The following is a 20,043-nucleotide window of genomic DNA, read 5'->3' on the forward strand; positions in this document are numbered from 1 at the left end:
GCTTCGCCAAATCCAACCCGATGGTGCTAATCTGTTTCATGGAACGGTTCCTCCTTGTGGCGTTCGAATAACGACCACGTTTTAGCACGATGATGCTGTCGGAGCGGGCCGTTCCACCACATCAATCAGGATGAGAGCGCGTTAAATCCGGACGTCGCTTGACAACCGGACAGCTTGATGCCGGCTGTAAGGATATCGGGGACGTTAGCTCCGAAATCGCCTGTCGGGCTCCTTCGACGGCTCCCAAAACAGCCGTAGCGCCGGCTTCAGTTCCTCATGTGAGACACCATGATGCTCTGCGAACACGCCGATTGCGGACCTTCAATCGGCGAGTCGCATTTCAACCAGCTGCGCGCGCCCTGTTCAGTTGAAGCCGACATCGGCCCCTAGTCGGTCCTGTAAGGCCCGCCGATCGATGACGAGGTTGTTGAGGTTCAGGTCCGGCTGCCGTGTTGCCGCCAATCGCCTGACCAGCTCCCGGGTGCCGTCCAGGACAAAGACGCCGCAATCATAGCCGTTGCTCTGCTGTCTTATGGGGGCCTGTTGCGGGGTGGCGCGGAGCCGTCGTGCTAGCATCACTGCGAACCCGGTATTGGGTCCCGGCAGATAAGAGTCGTAATGATAGGCAACCGGATTTTCGCGATCACGTTGATCAACCAGCAGCAGCGACCAGTGACTGCCGCGCTCCTCTATCGCCGCGCCGGCATTGTTTACCGGCAGGAACAGGAAGTCGGCTGTATGATGGCTAAGCCACCCCAATGCCTGTTGCGCGACCTCGTTGGAGTCTGACCGCAACATTTGGGCTATCAGGGGATCCACGAACCGCGTCCGGGCGGCGAGATCCGGATTGCTTTCCTGCAACTGCTGCGTCAGGAGCTCATAGTCCCGCTGGATATGCTCGTCACCCAGCCACTGGATGGGGCCCAGCACGCGTCCGCTGCGGTCGCCGGAAGAGGCACCGGTAACCGAAGTGCCGATCTGGGCAGCCGGGGCGAGGGAGGGGCGGGGATGATGGACGAATTGCGCATCGCGGTCTCCTCGCGGCCCCAATGTGATCGAGTAGGTCTCACCGTTGATGGAGACCTGCCTTGGGCCGCTGAACTGGGTCGGCAGGACCCCATTGTTATCCAGGACATCGAGCAGTGAATCCGAGACCGGCCGGGAGCCATGCTGCCAATTCTTGCCGACGAGATGTCCTATATCCTCGAGCTCCTCAAGCACGCCTGATGGCCCGACGTAGAACGCGGGTCTACCCGCAGGGCTGATCACCGGCGCTGACTGAGCATCGTCACGCATCTCCTGCGGCGTGGACGGCAGATCAACGAAAGGGGCGAGACCGCGGTAGATGTCTGACGACCGAGCTGGCGCGTCTGATGGTCCGCTGAAGAATGGCGGTTTGGCGGCGGCGCCACCCACCGGTACTGACTGAGCATCGTCACGCAGCTCCTGCGGTGTGGACGGCAGACCAGTGAAAGAATCGAGATCGCGATAGACGTCTGAGGACCAAGCCGGCTCGCCCCTCGGCGTTGGAAAGTCGAAGTAGGACGGCGGTTGCACGGACCAGCTTGAGCTCGACCCAGCCGGCTCCTGCAAGCCGGCCTGCCCAAACGGGCCTACCATCGGCGGCCACTCACTTTCGGACGGCGGCGTCGGCAAATCTCGCATCCAGGACCAGGTTGAGTTCGAGCCAGCCGGTTCCTGCAAGTCGGCCTGCCCAAACGGGCCTACCGTTTGCTGAGGAAGGGATACACCCAACGCTTTGTTTGCCTCGACGAGTTGTAGGTAGTTCCGAAGCATCGTCAAATCTTTTTCATGCACCTTTGCCGAAGCTTTGGTCCTCCTGAAATTCTTAACATCTTCGTCCAACGCGTGCTGCTGCCCAGTCCCCCTGAGTCGGCCAACTATGCTGCTCCTATCCTCCCTTCGGAGCCAGTCACTGAAACCCCGAAGGCGGCTAGCCGTTTCGTGAAAAGGCTGCCTCTGCTCGGAAGTCGAGTCTCCAAGGTTACGCAGGGCTTGAACGAACATATTCTCGATGACGCCGGCGTCTTCGGGATGGGGGCTTAGGAGGCGGGGTCCCATGAGACGCGGGCCGGGCCCGATCTGTTGGATGTTTTCTTCCCCCGACCCAAGCCTCCGGAGATTCGTCAGCGACGAATGAAGACGGTTTTTAGGGTCGTTACCTTGCGCTTTATACTCATCGATATCGTCCGCCAGCGCCTCATCTCGAAAGCGGGGAGCCAATGGCTCCTTGTTGTTTTCACGGAGCCAGTTGGCGAATTTTTTTAAATGTACCAGATTGCGCTCAATCGTGGGTTCGTGAGCCCCGGCCTGCATGGCTGCTGCCTTGAACCTCTCCATGAGCGCCGTGTCTTCGGTAGGAGGGCCAGCCAAGCGCTGTTGTGGGTGAAGATTGAAATTTGCGGGGCGTCCCTCGGCTTTCGCGATGTGGAACTCCTGAAGCGCTGTCAACGCCGGATGGACATCTTTTTTGCCACCCTCCTCCACATAGCGTGTCGCAAGTCGTGTCAACTCATCAGGACGGTCAAGCAAGCTGGACAGCGTCAAGGTCTTGGCTCGAAGCCAGGTGTGGAATTTATACAGATTTCCCGCCCACCGACTAACAGTAGTGCGGCCGCCGCCGGCGGATTTGCCCGCCTCTTTGAACTCGGAAATAAGCCTCTCGTCATCTGTGATCTCAGCTGGCGGGAGATCGGCGTGCCGGAGATTTTCCAACGCCTCAATGATTTGATCTTTGATGTTTTTGCTTCCAGCGGGGTCCACGTCCTGCGCATAGTCCCGCGCATCGTCCTCCAACCCATGCTGGTTCAGCCGGTCGGCAATTGAACCTCTCTGGTGCTCGTTAAGCCAGGCACTGAAGTTGCGTAAATGAGATGCATGCCTCTGAGCGGTGTTGAACGTGCTGCTGCCGACGGACGCCCTCATAATCCTGGAAATAAGCACCGTGTCTGACTCAAAGGGCTCAATCGCGCGGCGCCGCTTGGCGAAATCCATGCGAAGCTCTGAATGGACCACCACGTACGACGCCGCGCCCCCAGACGACTTCTCGCGACGACTCCCCCCAAAGACTTTGCCGACCGCTGACTTAACACGCGACCACAGTCCCCGGCTTTTGCTGTTCTTCGTCCGGGCCGCAGGCTGCGCTTCCGACAGCGCGGTGTAGCGAGTGCTGCTGAACAGCCTGTCACGCAAGTCAGACCGCGATGCCTCCGCAGCCGAGCCGCCGAGGTGAGCGCGAGGGAGGTCTACGCTGTAGTGCGTGCTGCTGAACCAGTTATCCCGCAGGTTGGACCGCGATGGCACCGAACCCCCGACATTAGCGCGCTGGGTTCTTCCATGCGCCTGTGCAGCGTGATTATCAGCCGAACTAGCATCAGACGAACTAGGGTCACCGGAGCTCTCATCAGAGGACCTGAGTTGTAGCTCGGCCAGCTGCTGCTCAAAGCCCGCCGGATGTTCAGACATGTTGTCCGACTGTTGTCTCGCCCGCTGCTGCTTTTGCAGGGCCGCGTACTCCTGCATCCAACCGTCCGTATTAAGCCATCCAATATCGTTCGTTTCCACACTAATCTCCCTAGATGAGATAAATCTTCATGGCCAACCCAAAGCTAAGCTCGGATGCACGGGCCGCAGAGCATCCAACCTGAGAGAGGCAAAGGTCAAAGTCGACAACCAGAACAAAGCCACCGAACGGCAATCGTCGCACGACCCGGTCCGAGCGCCTTCAGCCTTACTGGTCGCCGCCTTGTCGGACGCAAGGCCCGACCGACATCACGCGTCGGGTCAGCTTACCCTGAGTGCTTCTTCCACACGCCGTCCGTCAGTTATGTAACGCTTGCGATTTGCATTCCGAGCAAGCCAAGAGCCCCTTTGAAGGCTTTGCGTTGGCCCGCCGTCCACGTCTCATGCTAGGAACGTTAGCTGTTGAGAAGCTGACGAGCCTCAGACGGATCCACAACGAGCCAACGGGCAACCGCGTTGATTTTTGCCGGAAGCTGGGCCTCGTTGGGCCGCTGCGTGTTCCAGACGATGGTGATCACCAATTCCAGGCCATCGTGATCACTCATTGAACGAACCCGCTACGCGGGAGTGGGGAGGAGCCTGCTGAACTGAGGTGTCCTGTCTGAGAGGATGTTGGTCTTCGCACCACCCCTCTCAAGACAGGAGACCCAGATGGCTACGATGAGCCCTCTTCGCCAACGCATGATCGAGGACATGACGGTCCGCAATCTGTCGCCGTCGACTCAGCAATCCTATATCTATGCGATCGCAAAGTTTAGCCGACCGGACCGGCTGAGTTTCGAGCAGGTCCGGCCTATCAACTGCATCTCATCGGCCAAAAGCGTTCGTGGTCCCACATCAATCAGGTGGCCTGCGCGCTGCGGTTCTTCTACGGCGTCACACTCGGGCAGACGGAAGCATTCGAGCGGATCATCGGTGGCCAGAAGCCCGACAAGCTCCCGCTCGTCCTTGGTGCCGAAGAGATCGAGCGCTTCCTGGACGCGGTTACAGGGATGCGCAATCGCGTCGTGCTGGCGACGGCTTATGCAGCGGGCTTATTCACTGGCTTCGAGATCGGCCAGCTCGAGATAGGCCCAGTCGTGCCAGCGCGGACCTTTGGTCCCTCCGCCGGACGACAGGCGGCGCCAGGCCTTTTTGGGAAGGCTCCGCGCGATCGCGGCGGCGGTGCCGGCGACAGGCCGCTGCTTGCCCCAGGAGCGGAACACATGATTGGACGCAACACCCAGGACATAGCCTTTGCCCGCCTTGCGCAGCAGGGTTTCGATCTCTCCAGTGCCATACACGCTGTCCGCCGCCACGAACGAGAACGGCACGTTGGCCGTGGTCGCGCGAGTGATCATCTGACGCGCGATCTTGGGTTTCGTCGCAAAGCTCACATCGCTCGGGACATGCGCTGCCTTCAGGCGAGCGGGTTCGTCCGTCCATTCTTTTGGCAGGTAGAGCGCCCGGTCGATGAAGGCATGGCCATGCCGTGACACATAGGCGGCGAACACTCCGATCTGGCAATTGGTGATCTTGCCCGCCGAGCCAGTGTACTGGCGTGCGACCCCGCACGAGGCCTTGCCCTGTTTCAATGACCAGGACTGCGTCCTCATCACCAAGCGTCTCCAGTGCGTACTCACGCACAATGTCGCGCAGCGCGTCGGCATCCCACTGCCCCCGGCCCAGAATCGCCTGCTGGCGCCACGGGCCGGCATCGCCGGCCGCCTCCGCCCGCATCCAACCCGTCTTGCGCGGCTCGTTGCCCAACAGTCCGTCCAGAAACTGCCCCGCCGAGGCCGCGACCCGCTCCTGCGTAAACAGCGGACGGATGCGTTGCTTGGCATCTCGCAACGAGGAAGCCCACAGCGTCAGCGTATCTTCAACCGACGCACCACCAATCATCAGATCCCGAATCATGGTCACCCATGGATTCAGAACCCTCAATCAATTGCAACTGTAATGCTAGTTCGTCTTCTGCGGTTCGCCAGAAATGTTCGCGCGGCGTTCTCGCGGTCCCTTTCCGTTCTATCATGATCCGCTCCCGGAAAAGCTGCCAGATAAGGCAACAGGTAACCCGACGCTAGGTTCTGGGTGCTCACCCAGCTTCTCTCCGATGGAACCTGTTCTCGCCGACGCACGCCCGCATGTCGGTGCGCCGGAACCAGATGGCGCGGCCGCAGCGTAGCGGCGGATTGCCGGCGGTGAAGATGATCTGCTCGTCCGTCCGCATACGTAGCACCTCATGCGGCAGCATGAGCGCCCGGCGCGCGAGCTGCTTGGACCGCGTCCGGGAGGAACCCGACATCTGCGAGGACCGGCTCAGCTGATCAACCTCGACCGTCGTGTCACCGCAGCGCTTGGAGATGTAGTCCGCCGTCTCGGGATCGTTGATCGCCGAGAACGAGATCCAGGACGCACTCTCGAACCACTTGCTGGTGGCATCACAGCCGCCATAGGCCTCGCGCATCTGGCCGATCGACTGGTAGAGCATCAGCAGGGTGATGCCGTATTTACGACCCGCGTCGCGCGCAGTTTCGAGAATGCGTAAGTACCCGAGGCGGGCGACCTCATCGAGCAGGAACAGCGTGCGGCCGGTCACTTCGCCATTGCGATTGTAGATGGCGTTAAGCAGCGCGCCGATGATGACGCGGGCGAGGCCGGCGTGGTTCTCCAGTGTCTTCAGGTCGAGATTGATGAAGACGTCCGTCCGGCCCTCCGAGAGCTCGGCCGTCGTGAAGCTCGACCCGGACACCAGCGCGGCATAGTTGGCATAGGAGAGCCAGTGGGTTTCCTTCACGGCGTTGGCGTAGACGCCGCTGAAGGTCTCCGGCGTCATGGCGATGAAGGGCGCGACATTCTCCTTCACGAAGGCGGATTCCGAGTTGTCGTAGATCGATTGAAGCCGCTGGCGCAGCTTCGGCTCCGGCTCGGACAGGTTGGCCCGGACCTGGCGCAGGTGCTGGTCCTTCTTCTCCGTGTGACCGGACAGGCAGACATCGGCGGTCAACGCCGTCAGCAGCTGCAACGCCGAGGCACGAAAGAAGTCGTCCCGCGCCGAGCCCTGGCGCGGATTGTCGGTCATGACCCATGACGCGACGGCGGCAATGTCCTCTTCCTTGGTTGCGCCGTGCTGGCCGATCCAGTCGAGCGCATTGAAGCCAATTGCCGAGGAGCGCGGGTCGAGCACGAAGACCTGGCGACCCGCCCCGTGCCGGTGTCTCGTGACTATCGGTGCGACCTCGTTAGAGGGGTCGAGGACGACCAGTCCGCTGCCCCATTTGAGCGCTGTCGGCACCGTGACGGATGTTGTCTTGAAGCCGCCGGAACCGGCGAACACGATGCCGTGCGACGAGCCGAAGGACGCATCGAAACAGAGCAAAGCAGACTTGCCGCCGTCGCCCCATGCCTCGGCGTCATCGGCGCGGAAGGACTGGTCGGCCACCGCATCCCGATCGACGCGATAGCGCTCCCCGACCACGATGCCACCCGCCTCCGGGAACAGCCGCGCAGCCTCGGTCATCGTCATCCAGTCCGACTCGCCATGGATGGCGCGTTGGCCGCGAATGCGGCGCGGCGCTGTGGCTGCGAAGGCGGCGTTGCCCTTCATGGCCACCCGCAGCCCGAACACGGCCGCGAACGCAGCGATGATCGCTCCGATGATGGTCGAGGGATCGGCATAAGCGAGAAGCCGGTTTCCAGCCGGCAGGGCATTGGCGAAGGAGTGGAGGCGCGCAATCTCGCGCGAGGCGGCGATCGCGACCACAAGCAGGCCGCCGAACACGACGCTCCAACCGGCCGAGCGAATCGCCGTCGCACCAGCCGCCGCGAACAGGAAGATCACGCCGATCGCCGCGGCGATCACGTAAGGCAGGGTGATGCCGATCCGGCCGAGCGCCAGCCGCGCGTTCGGGGTTGTCCCGAACTTCGAAAGCCACGCTTCGATGCCGGTGAAGACGAGGCACAAGCCTGCCATCAGCACGGCCGGCGTGATCGCCAGGGCGATCTTACTTGCTCTCATGACCGAACGCCTTCGCGCCGATCGCCGTCAGGCGCTCGCGTTCTGCCTCGTTGCCGCGGAGACGGTCGGCGGCATCGATCAGCAATCCCAGCAGCAGCGCACGCTTCTCGTAGCGCAGCCCGGCCTTGGCGATCAGGCCGCCGAGCTCGATCTTCTCCCGCGTGTCCTTCTTGCGGGCGTTTGTGGCATCGGACCGGCGCATGCGTTCAGCCCTGTTCAGCCACGCCCGAAGACGCGCCAGACGCGACGGCCGCGGCCGCCTTTGCGGTTCGGCCGCTGCCCTTGCGAAACCGGCCGGCGATCTCCTCGAAGGCCGACAGCAGCGCGCCTTCCTCGATCTCGATTGCTCCCATCCCGGCCTTCAGCGCGATGCGCCCGATGCGCTCGGCCTCCCGCGTTTCAGCCTGCTTTAGCTGGTCCTGGAGCCGAGCGATTTCGTCCCTGATCTGCCGCGAGGGCTTTTTCATTCCGGAAGACCTTTCCTGTCAGTTCTGCGCGAAGCCGACAGGAAAGCCGGGGTGAGCGCGAAGCGCGACCCGGGTAATTAACGGGGTCGGCGAAGCCGACGCTTTGGAAGATCATCCCGCCGTTCCGAAGGAGCGGCTTCCAAGGGCGCAGTAATACGTCGCTGACGCGACGTCCTGCTTCCGCCCCAAATGCGCGGGCCGATCCCGACGAACGGCATGTTCACTCGTCTTAAGGATCGCTCCAGCCGTGGCCATCACCCATTTCACGCCCCAGCTCATCGGACGCGGCGATGGCCGCAGCGCCGTGCTGGCCGCGGCCTACCGGCATTGCGCGAAGATGGAGTTCGGGGCCGAGGGCCGCACCGTCGACTATTCCAACAAACGCGGGATGATCCACGAGGAAGTCCTGGTTCCGGCCGACGCGCCCGCCTGGCTTCGGACGATGATCGCCGATCGCTCCGTTGCGGGTGCCTCGGAGGCCTTCTGGAACAAGGTCGAGGCCTTCGAGAAGCGGGCGGATGCGCAGTTCGCCAAGGAGTTCATCATCGCGCTGCCCGTCGAGCTGACGAGCGAGCAGAACATCACGCTGATGCGCCAGTTCGTGATCGAGCAGGTGCTGTCGCGCGGGCAGGTCGCGGACTGGGTCTATCATGACGAGCCGGGCAATCCGCATGTCCACCTCATGACGACGCTGCGGCCTCTCACGGAAACCGGGTTCGGGCCGAAGCGGGTCGCGGCCATCGGAGACGACGGGCAGCCGCTGCGCCTGAAATCCGGCAAGATCGCCTATCGTCTTTGGGCCGGCGACAAACAGGAGTTCCTCGAGCAGCGCAATGGCTGGCTCGACCTGCAAAACCAGCATCTCGCCCTGAACGGGCACGAGATACGGGTCGATGGGCGGTCCTACGCCGAGCGCGGGATCGACGTCGTGCCGACCACCCATATCGGCGTCGCGGCCAAGGCCATCCAGCGCCGGGCGGAGCGCGAGGGACGCGATCCCAACCTCGAACGGCTGCGTGTCTTCGACGAGAACCGGGCCGAGACGTTGAAGCGCATCCAGCGCCGTCCGGAGATCGTGCTCGACATGATTTCGCGGGAAAAGAGTGTGTTCGATGAGCGGGATGTCGGCAAGCTCCTGCATCGCTATGTCGACGATGCCGGAACATTCCAGCACTTGATGGCGCGGGTGCTGCAAAGCCCCGATGCGCTGCGGCTGGAAGGCGAGTCGATCGACTTCGCCACGGGCGCGCGGGCGCCGGCAAAATACACGACCCGCGAGCTGATCCGGCTCGAAGCGGAGATGGCACGGCGCGCGGTCCATCTCTCAGGCAGCACGGCTTTCGCGGTGAAGGCACCGGTCATCGCGGCCGTCTCCGCGCGGCACGCCAACCTCTCGGCCGAGCAGCGCTCCGCCATCGAGCAGTTGGCATCCGGAGAGAGGATTGCGGCGGTTGTCGGCCGTGCTGGGGCAGGCAAAACCACGATGATGCGGGCCGCACGCGAAGTGTGGGAGGCCGCAGGCTATCGCGTGGTTGGCGGCGCCTTGGCGGGCAAGGCGGCCGAGGGATTGGAGAAGGACGCGGGCATCGAATCCCGCACGCTCGCCTCCTGGGAATTGCGATGGAAGAGCGGTCGGGACGGCCTCGATGATCGAACGGTTTTTGTCCTGGACGAGGCCGGCATGGTCGCCTCGCGGCAGATGGCGCTGTTCGTCGAAACAGCGTCAAAGGCGGGGGCGAAGCTCGTCCTGGTCGGCGATCCGGAGCAGCTCCAGCCGATCGAAGCGGGGGCGGCGTTTCGCGCGATTGTCGAACGCATCGGCTATGCCGAGCTCGAGACGATCTATCGCCAGCGCCAGCAATGGATGCGCGACGCCTCGCTCGATCTTGCCCGTGGCCGGACGGTGCAGGCCCTGTCTGCCTATGGTCACCACGGACGTCTGTTCGGCCCGGAGTTGAAGGCGCAGGCAATCGACAATCTCATCGCCGATTGGAATCGCGACTACGATCCGTCCAAGTCAACATTGATCCTGGCGCATCTGCGCCGCGACGTCCGCGCGCTGAACGAAATGGCGCGGGCTAAACTCGTCGAGCGCGGTCTCGTCGAAGAGGGACATGCCTTCCGGACCGAGGACGGCGAGCGCCGGTTTGCGCCGGGCGACCAGATCGTCTTCCTGAAGAACGAGGGCTTGCTTGGCGTCAAGAACGGCATGATCGGCAAGGTCGTGGAAGCCGAGCCGGCGCGCCTGGTCGCCGAGATCGGTGAGGGCGAGGGCCGCCGCCGCGTCGAGGTCGATCAGCGCTTCTATCGCAATATCGACCACGGCTATGCGACGACCGTGCATAAGGCGCAAGGAGCGACGGTCGACCGGGTCAAGGTGCTGGCAACGCTGTCCCTCGACAAGCACCTGACCTATGTCGCGCTGACCCGCCATCGCGAGGATGTGGCGCTCTACTATGGCCGGCGTTCGTTCCAGAAGGCCGGTGGCCTGATCCCGATCCTGTCGCAGCGCCGGGCCAAGGAGACCACCCTCGATTACGAACGCGGCAGCCTCTATCGCGATGCGCCGCGTTTTGCCGCGAACCGTGGACTGCATATCGTCAAGGTGGCGCGCACGCTCGTGAACGATCGTCTGCGCTGGACGGTTAGCCAGAAGCAGCGCCTTGCCGACCTCGGCCGTCGGCTGCGTGCGCTCGGCGAAAAACTCGGCCTCGTCAATGGCCGTAGACCCATCATCAGCACCGCACACAAGGAGGCGAATCTCATGGTCGCCGGGGTGACGACGTTCCCCAAATCCCTCATCGACACCGTCGAGGACAGGATCCTCGCCGACCCCGCCATCAAGAAGCAGTGGGAGGATGTGTCCACCCGCTTCCGCCTCGTCTTTGCCGATCCCGAGCGCGCGTTCCGCGCGACGAACTTCGACGCCATGCTAAAGGATTCCGCCGCGGCAACTTCGACGATCGCCCGTCTCGCCACGAGCCCGCAATCCTTCGGGGCGCTGCGCGGCAAGACCGGTCTGATGGCGGGCAAGGCCGACAAGCAGAAGCGCCAACGCGCCGAGGCCAATGTGCCAGCGCTCAAGCGCGACATCGAGCGTTACTTGCGTCTGCGCGTCGAGGCCGAGCACAAGCATGAAGCCGAGGAACGCGCGAACCGGCATCGCGTCGCGATCGACATCCCCGCTGTGTCGCGCGAGGCGCATCGCGTGCTCGAGCGCGTACGGGATGCCATCGACCGCAATTACCTCCCGAGCGCGCTCGAGTTCGCGCTCGCCGACCGGATGGTGAAAGCGGAGATTGACGGTTTCAACAAGGCCATCGCCGAGCGCTTTGGCGATCGCACATTCCTGCCGAATGCCGCCGAAGAACCCAACGGGCAGACCCTCGAGAAGGCGGCGGCCGGCATGGATCCGGCGCGGCGCGAGCAGCTGAAAGCAGCCTGGCCCGCCATGCGTGCGGCACAGCAGCTCGCCGCCCAGGAGCGCACCGCGCAGGCGCTCAAACAGGCCGAGGCGCAGCGTCTGACCCAGAGCCGGGGACAGACCCTGAAATGACCATTCGGCGCTCCCTTCTGGTCATCCTGGCGGTCGGCTCCAGCCTCCTATTGGCCGTGGCGGGTGCCGGCTGGTGCGCCGGGCTGCGCGTCAACATGACGCCGAGCTATCCGCGCGGCCTGTGGCGGATCGAGCCGCTGGATCGGCCGGCCGCCGCCGGCGATCTCGTCTTCATCTGCCCGCCGGTCACAGCCGAGTTCGAACGCGCGTTCGCGCGCGGTTACATCCGGCGCGGACTTTGCGCCGGTGGCTTAGGCCCACTCGTCAAGACCATCGCCGCCGTCGGCGGCCAACACGTTGATGTGGCTGATCAGGTCTCGATCGACGGCCGTCAGCTCCCCGATTCCGATGTCCGGCATACCGATGCCGCCGGCCGTCCTCTCGCGCCGTTTGCCGGCGGCGTCATCCCCGCGGGGGACGCCTATCTCCACTCTGATTTCGCAGGCTCCTATGATTCCCGCTACTTCGGCCCGATCCCGTCATCGGGCGTTCTCGGCCTCGCCCGACCCGTCTTCACCTTCGGTCCCTAGCGTCTGTCGCGGTGCCGCGATGGCTGTCGCCGCGGTTGCAGTCGGGGCTGCTGCCTGGTGCGGTCACGCGCTCGCCCTGCCGCTCGCCTGCGCCTTCCCGACGTTGTGGGCGTTCGCGCCGTCACGGTCGATCTCAGCGGTGGTGAGCGCCGCCTATTTCCTTGCGGCATCGCGCGGGCTGCCGCGGGGCGTCGTCAATTTCTACGGCACTGATCTCGGCGTCGGCATCGCCTTGTGGAGCGGCGCGGCGGCCATCTTCGTCCTTGTTCACGCCACGCTTTGGCAAAGCCGGCCGGGATGGGAGAGGGCGCTTTGGTTTGGGCTCCGGGCGGTCTTGATGAGCCTGCCGCCTTTCGGGGTCGTTGGATGGGCGCAGCCGATCACGGCGGCCGGCGTTCTGTTTCCCGGCTGGGGATGGTGGGGACTGGGCGCGACCGGAGCGATCCTGCTCACCATGACGACTGGCAAGTGGCCCGTCGCGGCGATCGCCGCGGCCAGCTGGTCGGCCGCGCACTGGATCGCGCCGTCACAACCATCCGGATGGGCTGGCCTCGATACCAGGCTTGGGAGCGCGCTCGGCCGGGCTCTGGACCTCGATCAATCCGAGGCGCTTCTCCAGCGCGTTTGCGAAGCGGGCGCGGCCGGCGCGCGCGTTGTCTTGCTTCCCGAGAGTGCGGCCGGGCTGTGGACGCCGACCACGAGCGGCTTCTGGATGGACGGTCTGCGCAACACCGAGATGACGGTGATCGCCGGTACCGCGATCGTCGATCGCGAAGGCTATGACAACGCCATGGTGGAGATCGCCGCCGGCCGCGCACGCCAGCTCTATGGCGAACGCATGCCAGTGCCGGTCTCGATGTGGCAACCCTGGCTCGCTTGCGGGGCAAAGGCCAGCTTCTTCGGCAATCCCGTCGTCGAGTCCGTCAGCCGGCGCATCGCGCCCTTGATCTGTTACGAGCAACTGCTCGTCTGGCCCGTCCTGCAGTCGATGCTCCAGTCGCCCGACGTGCTTGTCGCGATCGGCAACGACTGGTGGACCGCCGGCACCAACGTCCTCGCGATTCAGAGAGCCAGCACACAAGCCTGGGCGCGCCTGTTCGCCCTGCCGCTCGTGCTCTCGTTCAACACCTGAAGGGGATCAGCATGATCGATGCCACCACCATTCATCAATGCGCCGATTCGGGTCTGAAGCCCGCGATCATCGAGAAATTCATCCGCGCGGCCGGGGCATCCGATCCGCTCGCCGTCACCGTCCGGACCGGCAACCGCGTCATTCTGGTGACGCCGCCCAAGACGCCGGATGATGCCGTGGAGCTGGTCCGCCGTTACGTCGGCCAGGCGATGGTCCGCGTCGGCGTGACCCAATATCCGGTCGGGCTCGGCGTCACCGATGTCGCCGAACTCAAGGCCGATCTGGTCGATACCTGCGCCAATATCAGGATGGGCACCGCACTGTTCGGCAAGGTTTATCGCATCGTCACGAAATGGTATGGCGCGCCGGTCGACGAGGCGTTCGGCGATGCGATCGACGCGTGGAAAACCGGGTATTTCGACGGGAAATATGTATTCGACGAGCCCGATCCCGGCGCCCTGCCAGCCCGCAACGCGGGGTCGGAGGCTGGCGACAAACCCGCGGATGGTGACGCGGCGAGGCCTACGAGCCGTCCGGACGATGGGACCCGACAGGACAAGAAGCCGGATGATCCCAACAGGGCAGGCATCAGGATCGATCTGACGGGCATTGGCGTCAGCAAGCCGAAATAGGCCTTTGCGGATAGCAATGACCTCGGTCGGAAAGGCGCCACGATCTAATAGTGGCAGCGCTCCCCATCCGCGAGTAGCCTGTGCTCAACTCCAGTTGAGCCACTGGAGTTCATCCGAACGAACGCTCGATCGTGCGGCGCACACGCACCTCGCCTGGACCGACGTGGTACTCTTTTATGACGCGGCCTTCCAGTGCTCGCTCAGCCTGAGTGGAGCGGTTGCGCTGGCGCAGGTAGTCGTGCCATGTGTGGAAGTGATAGCGCTCGATCCACACATCTGGATCCGCCATGTTTCGCGCGATCGACCAGCCGTAGGCGCCGTTACGCTGCCGGACGAGCCGAAGTTGCTGTATAACCTCCCGAAACCCAGGCGCGTTTCTCTGCACAACCCGATATTCGATCTCGATCACAACAGGTCCGTCGCGCCCGGTGATGGGCACCAGCACCTTTGGGTCCTCAAGGAGGCTTCCCTCTTCCACACGCGCCCTCACGGGCGGCATCCGTAGCCGCAGGCCGACCAGTGGCGATGCAACCATCAACGCGGCGGCAACGAGGAGGGCAGTTTCGACACCAGCGACCTCCGCCAAATGCCCCCAAGCCCAGCTGCCGAGCGCCAGCCCATCGGCTGAGGCCGCTTGATAGGCTGCCAGAGACCGTGCTGCGACCCAGCGGGGCGCAGAAAGCTGTACGCCAACGTTCAACAGAGTCCAACAGAGGGTCCACCCAGCACCAGCCACCACCAGTCCCAGTCCGGCGATCACTGGATTTCGGCTGAATGCCATAACAGCAATGCCCGTGCCCATAGCGAGCGCGCAGCATCGCATCGCTGCTTCAGCGCTCAAGTGCTTGCGCACCAACCCGATATTTGCCGCTCCGATGACAGCTCCCGCGCCAAAGGCGCCTAGCATCAGACCGTATGTTGGTGCGCTGCCAAGGAGGAGATCGCGCGCTACCAGCGGCAAGAGCGCGAGAATCACTCCACTGATCAAGCCCACAATGATCGTGCGGATCAACACGAGCATGATCGGGGGTGAGTTCGCAATGTACCGGACGCCTAAAAGAATCGCGCGGTCGAGCCGTTCTGGTGGCAGGCGCGAGCGCTCAGTCGCGCGCTTCCACAGATAGAGCGCGGCGATGAGCGGCAGATAGGACACGGCATTGAGTGCGAACGCCGCAAAGGTCCCTGCAGTGGCCACAATGATGCCACCGATTGCCGGACCTACGCTCCGTGCAATGTTGTAACTGATTCCATTGAGCGCGACGGCGGCTGGCAGAGCTTGGGCTGGCACCTGCTCGCTGACCGCCGCCTGCCAGGCGGGCCCCCACATCGCGGCGCCACTGAAATGGACCCGCGGAGCGGGACCGGTTGAACCGGCTTGTTAGTTGGAAACTGATCGCTCCTGATCCTTTTCTATCACGCAGCCAGAGATTCTGTCTGCTGCAGTTGCTGTGGGCATGTGGTCAACGCGGCAGCGTTGTCCACCATGTCCACAGCCTTGTCGGCGTGCATCCGCTCGCGCCAGACTGCCATCGGCGTGCGATAGCCGAGGGCCTGATGAAGGCGACGATCGTTGTAGAAGGCAATCCAGCTCGCGACCCCTGCCTTGGCCTCGCGGCCGTCGGCATAGCCCTTGAGATAGATGTCCTCATGCTTGAGCGACCGCCACAGCCGCTCGATGAAGACGTTGTCGATCCAACGACCGCGGCCATCCATGGAGATCCTGATCCCTAGCGCCCGCCAACGCGCCGGTGAAGGCCGCACTGGTGAACTGGCTGCCCTGGTCGGTGTTGAATATCTCCGGCGTGCCATACTTCGCCAGCGCCTCTTCCAGCGCCGCCACGCAGAACGAGACGTCCATCGTGTTCGACAACCGCCACGCCAGAACCGCACGGCTCGCCCAGCCGATGATGGCGACGAGATAGAGAAAGCCACGGCCGATGGGCAAATACGTGATGTCGGCCGCCCACACCTGGTTCGGCCGGTCGATCGTCATGTTGCGCAGCAGATAGGGATAGATCTTGTGGCCCGGCGCCGGCCTCGTAGTGTTCGGCCTTGGTCCCAGCGCCGCGATGCCCATCTTGCGCATCAACCGCTGCACGCGCTTGCGATTGACCTGAAGCCCCTCAGCCTTCAGCATCGCGGTCATTCGCCGCGAGCCCAGGAATGGCCAGGCGGTGAACAGCTCGTCGATCCGCTGCATCAGGGCAAGGTCGTTGTCTTGGCCGGCCGTGGCGGCCGGTAGACCCCGGAGCGCGCGATGCCAAGCAACATGCATTGCCGGCGGATCGACAGCGCCTGGTCGGCGCGATCGAGCATTCCTCGACGGTCCGGCGTGCTCATCTTCCGGACCTCCGTGCTAAAAAATCGCGCTCGACTGTCAGTTGTCCGATCTTGGCGTGCAGCTTCTCGATCTCGCGTTCGCGCGCGTCCTCGCTCTCCCGCCCGACACCCGCGTCCAAAGCCCGGGCCGCCTGGTCCAGCAGTTGCTTCTTCCAGGCATAGATCTGGTTCGGGTGAACCTCATAGCGCTGGGCCAGATCGGCCACCGTCGCCTGCTCCCGCACGGCTTCCAGCGCGATCTTTGCCTTCAGTGCCGCGTCGATCTTGCGTCGTGTCTTCGTCGTCATCATGCGCTCCGTCTATCAAACGGAGCGGCCCTTTTCCAACTTAGCCTCTGGTCTCAAAACCGGGGTCCATTTCAGGACCGCCCAGCGTCTGACCAATCTGATCTCGCTCTTTTGCATCCTGAGTTGGCGGGTCTTCTGGATGACGATGCTCAACCGTTCCGCCCCAGACGCACCGCCAACCCTCGCGTTGCCTGCGACTGAAATCGGCGTGCTCGATCGCCTCGTCAACGACAAACCAAAAGCGAGACAGAAAACGCTCTCGCACTATCTGATCAAGATCGCCCGGCTCGGCGGTTATCTCGCCCGCGCCAGCGATCCGCCGCCTGGCAATACCGTCATGTGGCGCGGGCTGTCACGCCTCACTGACATCGCGCTCGGCGCCATGGTCGGAGTAGAATTTGTGGGTAATTGAAAGCCTCGCCGGAGGCTTACGGAGTGGGCTGCCATCAAGCCAAGGTTGCCGAACAAGCCGGCGGCGTACCGCGGGTGAATGACCGCCGTGCACTCAACGGCATCTTCTGGGTCTTACGATCCGGGGCACCATGGCGCGATCTACCTGACGCCTCCGGCCCATACACTACCTGCTACAATCGCTGCGTTCGTTGGCGACGGGCAGGCTGTGTGGGCCGCGATTATCAACGTCCTGGCAGGCGCAAATGATACCGCTGTGCAAATGATCGACCAGCGAAGGACAGACGCTGCACTGCTGGACACTCGCTCCACCCTGGGGTTGGGGGCTGAAGGGATGGAGCGAGCTTCGCCAGGTACAACGCAAGGAGCGTTGTGAGCGCGTCAATAGCCTTCCGATTCGGGCAGCATCGCGGCGACAAAGAGAAAGCAGAGTGGATGCATTGGGACAGCGTCATTGCTGGTAGGCGAACCCGAGATCAAACTTGAAGATGATTTTAGATATTTCGCCTCCGAAAAGCGTCGACGTTGCAGATAAGTCCCAGAAACAAGCGTTACGAGTCTCCCATCGCGATCGGACCGGCGGGGCGGTTGATCAGCCTTCCCTCATGCGCGCAAGCGGACAGGGCGGCGACCGTCATATACGTTCCGCAGGACCACAGAGCCGCCCAGCTGCAGCGATCGGAATCCGGTGAATCGTGTGCTTGATAAGGGCCAACTTGGACGCCCGATCGAATAACGAGCGATTGATGTGTATCAATGCCGCGGCTGCAGGGCACGGATAGAAGTAATGGTCAGCTGCGCTGAGCGGCTGCGAAACAGGTCCGTCTTCGGGCCTTGTCCTCATTACGATAAGGAGGCGCAATGACGCGGCTGCCCCAGGTTGCCGGCGCAGTTGTCGCAATTGCTGTATCTGCAACTGCAATTCACCCGACAACAAGCTCCGCCTTGGCTAAGGGATGGAGCGACAGCCGTCTCGATGAGGAGCGCGGCGTGCGGCATCTTCTGAGGGACCGGATCCGAACGCGCGAAGAGTTGTTGGATCTCATCCTGCAGTCTATTCGAGACCGCCAGGATGTTCGGGGGCGCCGACCCGAACGGATCGACCACTGGCGTGACCGAGGGGGGTGAACACGCGGCGACTGGCGCGGCGATCTGCGAGAGCGAGTCGCCGGGAGCATGACCGAGAGGGGCCATGGCGAGAGGAAGGAGGGTCTCATCTTCTTAAGAGCCCGACCGGAAATTAAAGTTGGGTGATTTCAACTGGTTGTGGATTCTTCGAAGGTGTTCGAAGCCATCGGAGAAGCAGATGACCTGGACCGAAATCACCCGCTGTCAGCATGACAGACGAGCGCTCCGCTATGCAAGCGATTGTACGGATGCGGAATGGGCCTTGATCGAGCTGTTGATGCCAGGGCCGAGCAAGGTCGGGCGACCGCGCAAGACCTGCATGCGATCGGTATGGGATGCGATCCAGTACATTGCGACGACGGGATGCCAATGGGCGCTTTTGCCAAAGGATTTTCCTCCCTTCACGACGGTCCAGTACTATTTTTATGGCCTGCGCGACAGCGGGGTGTTGGATTTGATCAATGAAGCCTTGGTTGAAGTCGCGCGTAGGCTTGCTGGACGGGAGCCGCAACCAACGGCGGCGATCATCGACAGTCAATCGGTCAAGACGACCGAGAGCGGAGGGCCACGCGGCTTTGATGCGGGCAAGAAGATCAAAGGTCGCAAGCGCCACATCGTCACCGATACAGAAGGAAATTTGCTGAGCGCCATCGTGCACCCGGCCAATGTTCAGGATCGGGACGGCGCGCCGGCCGTCGTCACTTTGGCGTGTGCGAGCTACCCGACTATTGCACACTTGTTTGCTGACGGCGGCTACGCCGGCGAAAAGCTTGAAAACGCGCTCCGGAAAATCGACGGGCCCACGATTGAAATTGTTAAACGCCCGGATGACGCAAAAGGCTTCGTTATTGTTGCCCGACGCTGGGTCGTCGAACGCACGTTGGCACGGCTCAACCGCTGCCGACGTCTCGCCAAAGATTGGGAGGCCTCCGTCACCTCGGCTGAAGCATGGCTCCTTATTGCGTCAACTCGACAACTGGTGCGCCGCATCGCCAGATCGGCCAACGTCAAGTCATGAATTTTGAGTCAGATTCTAAGCGGAAGCCTTTGCGCGTCTCATCGACGATGCCGACACCTGCCGCATCAGCGTCGCAAACTACGTCGAACTGTCGATCGTGATCGAGAACCAGTTCGGCCCGGAAGGGATGCGACAGGCGGAAGCCTTCTTCCGTCGCGCCGGCATCATGATCGCGCCGGTGACGGTCGAGCACGGTGAGCTTGCCCGGCAGGCCTCCCTCGATTTTGGGAGGATCGGCACACAGCCGGCGTGAACTATGGCGACTGCTGTTCCTACGCCCTGGCGAAGGCGACGGGCGAGCCGCTCTTGTTCAAGGGCAATGATTTCAGCCAAACCGACATCGCGGCAGCATAGCCCCCGCTGGATGCGTCGAGTCCACCACATTCACGGAGTGCGCCCGCCAACGCCGGACAGGTAGATGCGGATGCCCGACTTGTTGGGATCGCTGGCCGCGGGCTCCTGCGGAGATGGCGCCACCGCAGCCGGCTGAGGCGCCTCCTCCCACGTCGGCTCCGGCGGCTTCGGTCCGCCAGGATCGGGAGCGGTGAACACCGCCGTCCCCTCAAATTGCCCACGCTTCCAGGCCTCGACGGCATCGTCGAACACCTGCGCCCTGACGCTATCATCGGTCGGATTGCCATACCATTTCCAGACGATCCGCCAGACCTTGCCGAACAGGGCCGTGCCCGTGCGGATGTTCCTGCAAGCGTCGAACAGATCCGGCGACATCTCGGAGGGATCCTTCACGCCGAGACCGGCCGGATACTGCGTGATGCCGACGCGCACGACGGCTCGACCGATATGGCTGCGGGCAAGCTCAAGCGCTTCTTCGGGCGTCTTGACCGGCGGCACCAGGATGATGCGGTCGCCATTGCGCACCGTCACCGTGAGCGGATCGGGCGACCCGGCGGCGTGCAAGAATTTTTCGACGATCGCGGGCGTCAGGGCGGGATCAGCACATTTTTGGATGAGATCGGCATCGATGGCCATGGGCGAATT

13 protein-coding genes and 4 pseudogenes are annotated in these 20,043 nt (G+C 63.0%); 7 read left to right on the forward strand and 10 right to left on the reverse strand.

The genetic code is table 11. The annotated features are described in order from the left end of the window. Nucleotides 1–363: 363 nt before the first annotated feature. The 6 genes and pseudogenes from ACZIRK_RS41320 to traC form a co-directional block, all read right to left on the reverse strand. Nucleotides 364–3,585: a Ulp1 family isopeptidase gene (locus ACZIRK_RS41320; protein ID WP_245475197.1), complete on the reverse strand. Its 3,222-nt coding sequence runs from the start codon at nucleotides 3,583–3,585 to the stop codon at nucleotides 364–366. A gap of 353 nt (nucleotides 3,586–3,938) precedes the next feature. Further along, nucleotides 3,939–4,088: a hypothetical protein gene (locus ACZIRK_RS41325; protein ID WP_155255602.1), complete on the reverse strand. Its 150-nt coding sequence runs from the start codon at nucleotides 4,086–4,088 to the stop codon at nucleotides 3,939–3,941. A 492-nt stretch (nucleotides 4,089–4,580) separates the two neighbouring features. After that, a pseudogene (locus tag ACZIRK_RS41330) lies at nucleotides 4,581–5,442 on the reverse strand (IS701 family transposase); the annotation flags it as partial. Nucleotides 5,443–5,620: 178 nt separating this feature from the next. Beyond that, complete coding sequence (traG, locus tag ACZIRK_RS41335) at nucleotides 5,621–7,543, reverse strand: Ti-type conjugative transfer system protein TraG (RefSeq protein WP_130230505.1); 1,923 nt, start codon at nucleotides 7,541–7,543, stop codon at nucleotides 5,621–5,623. Then, nucleotides 7,530–7,745, reverse strand: a complete 216-nt coding sequence (gene traD / locus ACZIRK_RS41340; RefSeq protein ID WP_130230503.1) for a type IV conjugative transfer system coupling protein TraD — start codon at nucleotides 7,743–7,745, stop codon at nucleotides 7,530–7,532. Before traD ends, traG begins: the two co-directional genes overlap by 14 nt. Before the next feature lie 4 nt (nucleotides 7,746–7,749). Beyond that, on the reverse strand, nucleotides 7,750–8,010 hold the full coding sequence (gene traC / locus ACZIRK_RS41345; RefSeq protein WP_130230501.1) for a conjugal transfer protein TraC: 261 nt from the start codon (nucleotides 8,008–8,010) through the stop codon (nucleotides 7,750–7,752). A 247-nt stretch (nucleotides 8,011–8,257) separates the two neighbouring features. Between traC and traA the strand changes: the two genes are divergently transcribed. Genes traA through ACZIRK_RS41365 form a run of 4 tightly spaced genes read left to right on the forward strand, consistent with a single transcriptional unit; the run spans nucleotide 8,258 to nucleotide 13,860 of the window. Beyond that, complete coding sequence (gene traA / locus ACZIRK_RS41350; protein WP_130230499.1) at nucleotides 8,258–11,566, forward strand: Ti-type conjugative transfer relaxase TraA; 3,309 nt, start codon at nucleotides 8,258–8,260, stop codon at nucleotides 11,564–11,566. Next, nucleotides 11,563–12,096 (forward strand): conjugative transfer signal peptidase TraF, encoded by a 534-nt coding sequence (gene traF / locus ACZIRK_RS41355; protein ID WP_130230497.1) that lies wholly within the window; start codon nucleotides 11,563–11,565, stop codon nucleotides 12,094–12,096. Before traA ends, traF begins: the two co-directional genes overlap by 4 nt. A 19-nt stretch (nucleotides 12,097–12,115) precedes the next feature. Continuing rightward, on the forward strand, nucleotides 12,116–13,228 hold the full coding sequence (locus ACZIRK_RS41360; protein WP_130230495.1) for a conjugal transfer protein TraB: 1,113 nt from the start codon (nucleotides 12,116–12,118) through the stop codon (nucleotides 13,226–13,228). Nucleotides 13,229–13,239: 11 nt separating this feature from the next. Then, nucleotides 13,240–13,860 (forward strand): TraH family protein, encoded by a 621-nt coding sequence (locus tag ACZIRK_RS41365; protein WP_130230493.1) that lies wholly within the window; start codon nucleotides 13,240–13,242, stop codon nucleotides 13,858–13,860. 112 nt (nucleotides 13,861–13,972) lie between these two features. Here ACZIRK_RS41365 and ACZIRK_RS41370 read toward each other — a convergent pair. Next, a pseudogene (locus ACZIRK_RS41370) lies at nucleotides 13,973–15,199 on the reverse strand (MFS transporter); the annotation flags it as partial. Between the two features lie 74 nt (nucleotides 15,200–15,273). Further along, nucleotides 15,274–16,487 (reverse strand): annotated as a pseudogene (locus ACZIRK_RS41375) (IS3 family transposase). A 1-nt stretch (nucleotide 16,488) separates the two neighbouring features. On the opposite strand from ACZIRK_RS41375, the gene ACZIRK_RS41380 reads away from it, so the two are divergent. The 3 genes and pseudogenes from ACZIRK_RS41380 to ACZIRK_RS41390 all read left to right on the forward strand — a co-directional run bounded on the left by ACZIRK_RS41380 (nucleotide 16,489) and on the right by ACZIRK_RS41390 (nucleotide 19,044). Further along, on the forward strand, nucleotides 16,489–16,899 hold the full coding sequence (locus tag ACZIRK_RS41380; protein WP_474419509.1) for a hypothetical protein: 411 nt from the start codon (nucleotides 16,489–16,491) through the stop codon (nucleotides 16,897–16,899). 33 nt (nucleotides 16,900–16,932) lie between these two features. After that, nucleotides 16,933–17,169, forward strand: a pseudogene (locus ACZIRK_RS41385) (transposase); the annotation flags it as partial. Between the two features lie 1,035 nt (nucleotides 17,170–18,204). After that, the gene (locus ACZIRK_RS41390; RefSeq protein WP_474419510.1) at nucleotides 18,205–19,044 is read left to right on the forward strand and encodes an IS5 family transposase; all 840 of its coding nucleotides are present in this window, start codon (nucleotides 18,205–18,207) and stop codon (nucleotides 19,042–19,044) included. Here ACZIRK_RS41390 and ACZIRK_RS41395 read toward each other — a convergent pair. Together ACZIRK_RS41395 and ACZIRK_RS41400 are read right to left on the reverse strand one after the other, a co-directional pair. Further along, a complete protein-coding gene (locus ACZIRK_RS41395) occupies nucleotides 19,034–19,237 on the reverse strand; it encodes a hypothetical protein (protein ID WP_463703006.1) in 204 nt (67 codons plus the stop codon). The genes ACZIRK_RS41390 and ACZIRK_RS41395 overlap by 11 nt on opposite strands. 191 nt (nucleotides 19,238–19,428) lie before the next feature. Beyond that, a complete protein-coding gene (locus tag ACZIRK_RS41400) occupies nucleotides 19,429–20,034 on the reverse strand; it encodes a TraH family protein (protein ID WP_130230786.1) in 606 nt (201 codons plus the stop codon). Nucleotides 20,035–20,043: the final 9 nt, after the last annotated feature.

The organism is Bradyrhizobium sp. Leo114, from assembly GCF_055229415.2.

Coding starts and splice junctions, on each gene's coding strand:
- ACZIRK_RS41325 (WP_155255602.1), bottom strand. CDS start 4,088: ATGAGTGATCACGATGGCCTGGAATTGGTGATCACCATCGTCTGGAAC.
- traG (WP_130230505.1), bottom strand. CDS start 7,543: ATGAGAGCAAGTAAGATCGCCCTGGCGATCACGCCGGCCGTGCTGATG.
- traD (WP_130230503.1), bottom strand. CDS start 7,745: ATGCGCCGGTCCGATGCCACAAACGCCCGCAAGAAGGACACGCGGGAG.
- traC (WP_130230501.1), bottom strand. CDS start 8,010: ATGAAAAAGCCCTCGCGGCAGATCAGGGACGAAATCGCTCGGCTCCAG.
- traF (WP_130230497.1), top strand. CDS start 11,563: ATGACCATTCGGCGCTCCCTTCTGGTCATCCTGGCGGTCGGCTCCAGC.
- ACZIRK_RS41360 (WP_130230495.1), top strand. CDS start 12,116: ATGGCTGTCGCCGCGGTTGCAGTCGGGGCTGCTGCCTGGTGCGGTCAC.
- ACZIRK_RS41365 (WP_130230493.1), top strand. CDS start 13,240: ATGATCGATGCCACCACCATTCATCAATGCGCCGATTCGGGTCTGAAG.
- ACZIRK_RS41380 (WP_474419509.1), top strand. CDS start 16,489: ATGCGCTCCGTCTATCAAACGGAGCGGCCCTTTTCCAACTTAGCCTCT.
- ACZIRK_RS41390 (WP_474419510.1), top strand. CDS start 18,205: ATGACCTGGACCGAAATCACCCGCTGTCAGCATGACAGACGAGCGCTC.
- ACZIRK_RS41400 (WP_130230786.1), bottom strand. CDS start 20,034: ATGGCCATCGATGCCGATCTCATCCAAAAATGTGCTGATCCCGCCCTG.